The following is an 8,720-nucleotide window of genomic DNA, read 5'->3' as shown; positions in this document are numbered from 1 at the left end:
GGAACTCAGCCGGGGCGCGCGCCCGATCCTCGACGACGGGGCCGGTCCTGAGCGAAGGACCGGCCCCGTTACGTTTCATGAACCCTGCCGTGCGACGCTCCGGACACGAATCGTCCGCGTCCGGAGCTTGGCATGAACGAAGACAGCGAGAGCGTCGCGACGCGCCTCTGGCGCGACCGGGTGCAGGTGCGCGAGCAGGAGCGCAACGAGGCGCAGGCCCGTGCCCGCATCGCCGAGGAGAAGGTGGCGCTGCTCGTGGCCGAGACCGAGCGCCTGGAGCGCGAGGTGGCGCGGCTGCGCGCCCTCCTCGCCCCCGACGCCGCCAGCGCCCGCGCCGAGACCGAGGCCCAGATGGAGGCGCTCCGCGGCGCGCTGCTGCCCCTCCTCAGCCGCGCCGCCTGACGCCCCTCCCCTCTCCCCGCGAAGCGAGGCCGCCATGGCTGGCGCGATACATGAGACCGCCGCTCGCCTGCGCTGCCGCCGGATCGACGCGGCCGACCGGCCGGACCTCGCCGCCCTCCTCGCTCGCGGCTTTCCGGGCCGAAGCCTCGCGGAATGGGACGACGCGCTCGCCCGCCTCCTCGACCACACGGCCGCGAGCGGCGGCCCGCACGCTGGCTACGTGCTCGATGCGGGCGGTGAGCTCGTCGGCGTCCTCCTGATGGTGTTCGGGGCCTCGCCCGGCGATCCGCCCCGCTGCAACCTGTCGAGCTGGTTCGTGGACGACCGCTACCGGGGCTACGCGTCGCTCCTCGTGGCCTCCGCCACGCGGGACCGGGCGGTCACCTACGTCAACATCTCGCCCGCCCCCGCGACGCGCTCGACCATCGAGGCGCAGGGCTTCCGGCGCTACACGGCGGGGCTGCAGGTGGCCGTGCCCCTGCTGACGCGCGGCGCCGAGGCAGGGGTCCGCGTGGTCGCGGGCGATCCGCCGCCCGGCATCGCCGTCGAGGCGGGAGACCTCGCTCTGATGCGCGCGCACGCGCGCATGGGCTGCCTGACGGTCTGGGGCGTGGCACGGGGCCGCGCGCACCCCTTCGTGTTCCAGCGCCGCCGCATCGCCGGCCACCGGGTCACGGTCGCCTACCTGCTCTACTGCGCCGAGGAGGGCGACCTGCGCCGGTTCGGGCGGGCGCTCGGCCGGTTCCTGCTGCGCAGGGGGCTCCTCCTCGCCATGGTCGACGCGCCGGCGCCCGTCGCCGGGCTGATCGGCCCCTACCTGCCGGACCGGATGCCGAAATACGCGAAGGGCCCGCAGGCCCCGCGCCTCGGCGACCTCGCCTACACGGAGGCGGCCGTGCTCGGCGAGGCGTTCTGGCTGAAGCGGACCTGAGCAGTCCTTCGAACCGTCGCCGAGGATCGGCGCGGGCCGCCGGTCACCACCGGGCCCGCGAGGCGGGCAGGTAGCGCGCCTCCGGTTCCCGCCACACGCTTATCGCCTGTGTCTCGTAGGCCGGCGGGTCGAACTGCTCGCGCAGCAGCGCCAGGGCGAGGCCGAGGAGCAGCCCGACGAGGAGCCCGCCCGCGATGACGGCGATCTTGGAGATGCCGGCCTTCGCGACGGGCGCGGTCGCGAGCTTGATCGTGCGGGCGTTCGTCGTGTCGAGGTAGTAGCGCTGCTGCAGGTCCTTGGCGCGGTTGAGGAAGGCCTCGTAGACGCCGCGGTTCGAGGCCGCCTCGCGCTCCAGCTCGCGCAGCTGCACCTGGTCCTCGTTCGCCCGGGCGGCCTCCTTCTTCAGCGCGTTGATGCGCTGGTCGAGATTGGCCTCGGCGGAGCGGGCGCGCTCGTAGTCGGTGTTCGCCGTGCGGGCGATGCGGCCGAGCTCGTCCTCGAGCTGCTGGCGCGCCGCGCGCACGCGCTGCGCCATCCCGGCATTGGCCGGGTGGCGGGGGCCGTAGACGAGGGCCGCATCGGCCTCGGCGCGCTTGGCCTCGGCCAGCGTCGCCCGCAGGGCCGCGATGGCGGGCGACTGCACGGCTTCGGCAGTCGAGTCCTGCAGGTCGCCGGAGCGGCGCACCTTCTGGATCTGCTCCAGCCGGGCCCCGGTCTCGGCCGTGCGGGTGCGGGCGCGGGCGAGCTGGTTCGTGAGGTCGGTGAGCTGCTGCTCGCCGATCAGGCGCCCGGAGGCGCCGACGAGATCGTGGCTGCGCCGGTAGCGCTCCACCGCGGCCTCGCTGACCTGCAGGCGCTCGCGCAGCTCGCCGAGGCGGGCCTCGAGCGCGCCGCCCGCGCGCTCGACCTCGTCGGTGCGCACGCGGGCGAGCTCCTTCAGGAAGGCGTCCGCGACGGCGTTGGCGATCCGCGCCGACTTGTCGGCGGATTCCGTCGAGATGCCGATCTCGATCACGAAGGTCTTGTCGGGCCGGCGCACGGAGATCGCCCGGTCCAGCGCCCGCAGCGCGCGCGCCTCCGGCGACTCGGCGTCCTTCTCCTTGAGGGCCGGGCCGAGGAGCTGGCTCTTGAAGGCCGCGAGGAGGCCGGGGCGCGGCGCGCCGAACTCGGGGTCGGTGGCGAGATGCTCCGACTGCACGACGCTCGTCAGCACGCTCGTCGCCCGCACCACCTGCAGCTGGCTCTCGCTGATGAGCGTTGCCTCCTCGCCGTTGCCGGCGGTGGGGTTGATGTCGTTCTGGAAGACCTGGAGGTTGCGCGGGTCGAGCAGGATCTTGGCCGTCGCGTCGTAGCGCGGCGGCATGGTGAGGGCCGCGCCGAGCGCCACGAAGGTCAGGGCCGCCATCGAGCCGGCGATCCAGCGCCAGCGCCGCCGGAAGGTCGAGAGGATGCCGCGGACGTCGATGACGGCCGCGGGCGCCGGCTGAAAGGCGAAGTGCGGGTCGTTCACCGCGAATCTCTCCAACCGGACCATCCCGACCTCGCTCCGCAGGCGCGCCGCCGCGCCGAAGCCTGTCCCGGCTCGGGACGGATCGGGCGTAGCCGCGCTGCCGGCCTAGAGATTTGCAAGGCGGGGACCATCGGACAGAGGTGGGGCCTGGAATTCCGGAGTCGATCGTCGGACAGGGTTAAGCCTCGGCCGGTTTACCGGCGATGAATTGCTGCGGCCTTTCCACAAGAGACCGATCAAAGATTGTTCATCACGTTTCAAGATCAAGCGACGTCTTCGTGACCACGACTCAGGACCGCGCGCCGATCTCGATCCGGGTCAGGGCCTCTTCGGCCCCGAGCGTACCCGCAAAGATCAGGCTGTGGGCCGCGGCGAGGTGTCCGAAGCGCGGCGCGTGGACGGCCTCGGGCTCGGGGCCGGCCCGGTCGGCGGACACGAGCCGCGTCCCGAAGCCGGACGGTGGCGCGAAATGGCACAGGAGCCCCGAGGCGTCGCGGACGCTCACCCCGCCCTCGTGCTCGGCCACGGCGAGGTCCGGGTGGATCAGGAAGCGGATCTCGACCGAGAGGGGCTGCCCCGCCCCGTCCAGCGCGTCGCCGATCCGGAACCCGTCCCCGGCTTTCGCGACGCGGCGCCGGTGCGCCACGCCGAAGCGGCGCCGGTAGCCCTCGTGAGCGCCGGTCATTGACCACTCCGCGCCGCCGGCCTCCGACACGAGGCGCGCGTCGGCCCGGCTCGCCCAGTGGAAGCCGGCGGAGGCCACGCTGTGCGAGGCGCCCATGACGCTCAGCGTGTTGTGGGCGAGGCTCTCGCGCATCGCCACCCGGCGGCGCCCGCCCGCATGGTACAGGTAGGTCCCGGCATCGATCAGCACCGGATTCCCGTCGATCGAGAGCCAGACGGCGAGCGCGTCGGCGTGCCCGTGCGCGGCGAGGCCGAGATAGCCGATCGGGCCGTGGTCGAAGACGAGGTGGGCGGCGCGCCCGCGCACCTGCGCGTGACAGACGGTGTAGCCGCCGGTCCGGAAGACGCGGAGACCGGGCTCGACCGGCCGCGCGGCCGCAGGCGCCCCGAAGATCGCGTCGCGCAGGTGCGGGTCGCGGGCGGGCGGGGCGAGGTCCGGGCGCCCCACGAGGCCGGCGATCGCCGCGGTGACCGAGGCCACGTAGCGCGGCTCGGGCCCGAGCCCGTCGCTGAGGATCCGCCCCTCGTCGTCGTCGCCGATGGCGGGGCAGCGGCCGCCCGCGTCGAGCATCGCGCGCAGGAACCCCGCGCCGAGCGCGAGCCGCGCGGTGACGGAGGCCGCGAGCGGGCGCCCGGCGGCGCGTGCCAGGACCGCGCCGAGCCCCAGCATCTCCATCGTCCAGGCCTGATAGGTCAGGGACTGCTCGGCCCCGACCCCGTCCGGGAAGATCTGCCGCTCCGCCTCCGTCTCCAGGATGCCGCGGCCCGCGGCCTCGTAGGCGGCCGCCTCGCGGTCCGCGCCCGCGAGCAGCAGGCCGGCCACGAGAAGCCCCAGCCCCTCCGCGATGCGGTGGTTGTTGGCCGAGGAGTGCAGCGAGGGAAAGGCCGCGATGGCGCGGGCATGGGCCGCGACGAGGCGCCGGAACGCGGCGCGCTCGCCCGGCGGCAGCCCCTCCGGCCCCGCCGAAGCGGCGACGAGCGCGAGCCCGACGAGCCGCAGGGCCATCTCGATGCCGGAGAACCAGTGGACGCCGCCGTAGGGCGGATTTTCGGCGATGAAGCTCGCGAGGATCGCGCGGGCGCTCTCGCCCGCCGCCGCGTCCTCGGCCGCCCAGGCGGCGGCGAGCGGGTGTAGCATCTGCAGGCGAGCGGGCTCCCACACGTACTTCACGTCGCCGGGGCGGCCCGTGCCGTCCGGCGCCTCGACGGTCGAGCGCACGTCGACGCGGAAGGCGCCCACCTCCGGACCGGGCCAGCGCCCGCCGCACACGGGATCGTGAAACCAGAACGCCGCGCCCGCCCCCGGCTCCGCGAAGCCGGGCTCCGGCCAATCTCGGCCGAAATAGTGGAAGCGGCCGGCCCGGATCTCGTCGAGGCTGCGGGCGACGCCCGGCAGGACGGCCGAGGCCGCGAGCGCGCGGCGCAGCTCGGGCAGATCCGGCAGCGGGGCCGGGTCCCCGGGGGGCAGCGCGTCCCAGGCGGCCGGCCGGCGCATCCAGGCGCGCCTGCGGGCCGCCTCGCCGACCCGGTGCAGGATCTCGCCCGGCCCCATCGCGCGCAGGCGCCCGAGATACCAGGCGAGTCGTTTGGCGCGCGCGCCATCCCGTCGCGAAGCCACTACCACCGGTTGCTGTTGTGCGAAGTCACGCGTACCGAGGCCGTCCACACCGATATCCCTATCCGACATGCCGCGTCCCGATTTGAGCCGTCGAAGTGCTGAGGTTGCGTGAACGGGATCGTAAGAGTGTCAAAACACAACAGTTGGCGGTAGCAAACCCGTGGTTCTCATTTTGCTGTCATCACAACCGCTGAGATGAGCGTCTCAAGATCGTCCTGAGTCGGGAATGGGCCATTCGATGAAAATCCTGTCGGTGTTCGGGACCCGGCCCGAGGCGATCAAGATGGCGCCCGTCGTCGCGATGCTGCAGCAGACGCCCGGCATCGCGTCCCGCGTGTGTTCCACGGGGCAGCACCGCAGCATGCTCGACAGCGTGCTCTCCACCTTCGACATCCGGCCCGACGACGACCTCGACGTCATGCGCGCCGACCAGAGCCTGACCGACGTCTTCGCCCGCGTGATGACCGGCCTCGACCGCATCCTCGCCGACTGGAAGCCCGACTACGTCCTGGTCCAGGGCGACACGGCGACGAGCACGGCGGCCGGCATGGCGGCCTTCTTCCGGCGCGTGAGGATCGGCCACGTCGAGGCGGGCCTGCGCACCGGCAACATCCTGAGCCCCTGGCCGGAGGAGGCGAACCGCCGCGTCACGGCGGTCGTCGCGGACCGGCACTACGCCCCGACGAGCCGCGCCCGCAACGCCCTCCTGCAGGAGGGCTACCCGGCCGACCGCATCCTCGTCACCGGCAACACCGGCATCGACGCCCTGCTGCGCATGGCCGAGTTCGTGCAGCGGCCGGGCGAGACCCGCGCGCGCCTCGAGGAGCGGTTCGGCTGGATCGATCCGTCCGCCCGCCTCGTCCTCGTGACGGGCCACCGCCGCGAGAGCTTCGGCGAGGGCTTCCTCGGGATCTGCAAGGCGCTGTCGGAACTCGCCAGGAAGCCCGGCATCCAGGTCGTCTACCCCGTCCATCTCAATCCGAACGTGCGTGGGCCGGTCTTCGAGCATCTCGGCGACAATCCCGGGATCCGGCTGATCGAGCCCCTCGACTACCCCGATTTCGTCTACCTGATGACCCGCGCGTCGCTGATCCTCACCGATTCCGGCGGCGTGCAGGAGGAGGCGCCGGTGCTGCGCAAGCCCGTCCTCGTGATGCGCGACACCTCCGAGCGCGCCGAGGCGGTGGAAGCCGGCGTGGCCCGCCTCGTCGGCACCGATCCCCGCGCCATCGTCGCGGGCGTGAGCCGCCTTCTCGACGAGCCGGCCGCCTACTCCGCCATGGCCTCGGGCGCCAGCCCGTTCGGCGACGGGCACGCCAGCGCCCGCATCGTCGCCGACCTCGTGAACCAGTCGGAAACCACGCCCGCGTTTCGTCCGAACCTTCGGGTCTCGCGCGAGTTCGCCGCCCCGAGCCCGCGCTTCCAGCGCTTCGCCTGACACCCCGCCCCTCGCAGCAGCCTTCCAGCCCACCGGAGCTGATCCCCCCATGACGCGCACCCGCCAGACCATCTCGGTGATCGGCCTCGGCTATGTCGGCCTCCCCACCGCCGCGACCTTCGCGTCGCGCGGCCTGCACGTGATCGGCGTCGACATCCGCGAGGACGCGGTCGAGCGCATCCGGACCGGCCAGGCCCACTTCATCGAGCCCGACCTCGACATCGTGCTCCGGGCGGTCGTGACCGCGGGCAACCTCCGCGCCACGACCCATCCGGAGCCCGCCGACGCCTTCCTGATCGCGGTGCCGACACCGATCCGCGACGACAAGACCGCCGACCTGACGGCGGTGCGCTCCGCCCTTGCCTCGGTCGCGCCGGTCCTGAAGCGCGGCGACCTGATCATCATCGAGTCGACCTGCCCGGTCGGCACGACGCAGGGCGCGGCCGAGCAGCTCCGGGGCCTGCGCCCCGACCTGACCTTCCCGGACACCGACCCGGAGACCTCCGACATCCTGCTCGCCTACAGCCCGGAGCGGATCCTGCCCGGCCACACCCTGCGCGAGCTGATCGAGAACCCGCGCACCTACGGGGGCCTCGACCATCGCAGCGCCGTCGCCGCGAAGGAGCTCTACGCCGTCTTCGCCACGGGCCCGCAGCGGCTCACCACGGCGCCCACGGCGGAACTGTCGAAGCTCGTCGAGAACGCCTACCGCGACGTCAACGTCGCCTTCGCCAACGAGTTGTCGCTGGTCTGCGACGCGCTCGGCCTCGACGTCTGGTCGGTGATACGGCTCGCCAACCTGCACCCGCGCGTGAACATCCTGGCGCCGGGCGCGGGCGTCGGCGGCCACTGCATCCCGGTCGATCCCTGGTTCATCCACGAGGCGCTGCCGCAGCAGACGCCCCTGATCCGGGCCTCGCGCGAGGTGAACGACGGCAAGCCGCGCTTCCTCGCCGACAAGATCGCCGGCATCGCTTCCCGGTTCCGGGAGCCGAAGATCGCGCTGCTTGGCCTCACCTACAAGCCGAACGTGGACGACCTGCGCGAGAGCCCGGCCCTGCACATCGCCTGCGACCTCGCCGATCGCCGCATCGGCCAGCTCATGATCGTCGAGCCGCACGTTCCGGAGCTGCCGGAGGGTCTGTCGGACCGGACGAACGTCGAGCTGATGAGCCTGAACGACGCGGTGGCCGCCGCCGACGTGGTCGCCGTGCTGGTGGCGCACGACCGCTTCCGCAACCTCAACCGCGGCGCGGTCAGCGCCAAGATCGTGGTCGACGCCGTCGGCCTCCTCGCCCAGCCGCTGGAAGCGGCCTGAGGCGCCAAGCGAGAGCCTGAAGCGATGCGCGTCGAACTTCTCGGACTGCCGGTCGACCTCCTCAGCTACGACGCCACCGTCGGGCGGGCGCTCGCGGCGATGCGCGGCGAGGCGCCGCGCTGCCAGCACGTGGCCCTCAACGTGGCCAAGCTCGTCAACGCGCGGCGCGATCCGGAGCTCGACCGGGACATCCGGGACAGCGACCTGATCGGGATCGACGGCGCCGGCATCGCGCTCGCCCTGCGCCTGCTCGGCCAGCGCGGGGTCGAGCGGGTCGCCGGCATCGACCTGTTCGAGAGCCTGATCGCGGCCTGCGCCGCGCACGGCTTCCGGCCCTACCTCCTCGGTGCGCGCCCCGACGTCGTCGCCGACACCGCCCGCGCCCTGACCCAGCGGCACCCGGGCCTGGAGCTCGCCGGGTACCATCACGGCTACTTCCGGCCGGAGCAGGAGGCCGAGATCTGCCGTCAGATCGAGATGAGCGGGGCGCACTGCCTGTTCATCGCGCTGCCGACGCCCCACAAGGAGCGCTTCATGCGCCGCCACCGGGACGCGCTGAACGTGCCCTTCCTGATGGGCGTCGGGGGATCCTTCGACGTGGTGTCGGGCCGCGTGCAGCGCGCGCCGCGCAGCGTCCAGGCGCTCGGGGCCGAGTGGTTCTACCGCCTCGCCCAGGAGCCGCGGCGGCTCGCCGGCCGCTATCTCAAGACCAACGCCGTCTTCGCCGGGCTCCTCCTCGGCGCGGCCGCCCGCCGCCTCGTGGCCCCGCCGACGGCGGGGCCGCTCGGGCGGGGCCGCGGGCGATGAGCCGCCGATGAG

General features: G+C 73.3%; 7 protein-coding genes. 5 read left to right on the top strand and 2 right to left on the bottom strand.

Annotated elements, in window-relative coordinates:
• Positions 1 to 132 precede the first annotated feature (132 nt).
• Both MOX02_RS18905 and MOX02_RS18900 read left to right on the top strand, forming a co-directional pair.
• On the top strand, positions 133 to 402 hold the full coding sequence (locus MOX02_RS18905; RefSeq protein WP_147027348.1) for a hypothetical protein: 270 nt from the start codon (positions 133 to 135) through the stop codon (positions 400 to 402).
• A 34-nt stretch (positions 403 to 436) separates the two neighbouring features.
• Positions 437 to 1,333 (top strand): GNAT family N-acetyltransferase, encoded by an 897-nt coding sequence (locus MOX02_RS18900; RefSeq protein ID WP_147027347.1) that lies wholly within the window; start codon positions 437 to 439, stop codon positions 1,331 to 1,333.
• A gap of 43 nt (positions 1,334 to 1,376) precedes the next feature.
• Here MOX02_RS18900 and MOX02_RS18895 read toward each other — a convergent pair whose 3' ends face one another.
• Positions 1,377 to 2,843, bottom strand: coding sequence for a GumC family protein (locus tag MOX02_RS18895; RefSeq protein WP_170267924.1), 1,467 nt, complete (start codon positions 2,841 to 2,843; stop codon positions 1,377 to 1,379).
• A 289-nt stretch (positions 2,844 to 3,132) separates the two neighbouring features.
• A complete protein-coding gene (locus MOX02_RS18890) occupies positions 3,133 to 5,145 on the bottom strand; it encodes a heparinase II/III family protein (RefSeq protein ID WP_170267923.1) in 2,013 nt (670 codons plus the stop codon).
• 238 nt (positions 5,146 to 5,383) lie between these two features.
• Between MOX02_RS18890 and wecB the strand changes: the two genes are divergently transcribed.
• From wecB to MOX02_RS18875, 3 genes are read left to right on the top strand one after another with little or no spacing between them, the layout of a single operon-like run.
• Positions 5,384 to 6,583, top strand: coding sequence for a non-hydrolyzing UDP-N-acetylglucosamine 2-epimerase (wecB, locus tag MOX02_RS18885; RefSeq protein ID WP_147027344.1), 1,200 nt, complete (start codon positions 5,384 to 5,386; stop codon positions 6,581 to 6,583).
• Between the two features lie 49 nt (positions 6,584 to 6,632).
• Complete coding sequence (gene wecC, locus MOX02_RS18880; protein WP_147027343.1) at positions 6,633 to 7,901, top strand: UDP-N-acetyl-D-mannosamine dehydrogenase; 1,269 nt, start codon at positions 6,633 to 6,635, stop codon at positions 7,899 to 7,901.
• A gap of 24 nt (positions 7,902 to 7,925) precedes the next feature.
• Positions 7,926 to 8,708 carry a WecB/TagA/CpsF family glycosyltransferase gene (locus MOX02_RS18875; protein ID WP_147027342.1) on the top strand — a complete coding sequence of 261 codons (783 nt, stop codon included), beginning with the start codon at positions 7,926 to 7,928 and terminating at the stop codon, positions 8,706 to 8,708.
• Positions 8,709 to 8,720: the final 12 nt, after the last annotated feature.

It is taken from the genome of Methylobacterium oxalidis (assembly GCF_007992195.1).
Taxonomy (GTDB): domain Bacteria; phylum Pseudomonadota; class Alphaproteobacteria; order Rhizobiales; family Beijerinckiaceae; genus Methylobacterium; species Methylobacterium oxalidis.
The sequence above is the reverse complement of the archived record's forward strand: the minus strand, read 5'-3'. Positions and strand labels throughout refer to the sequence as shown.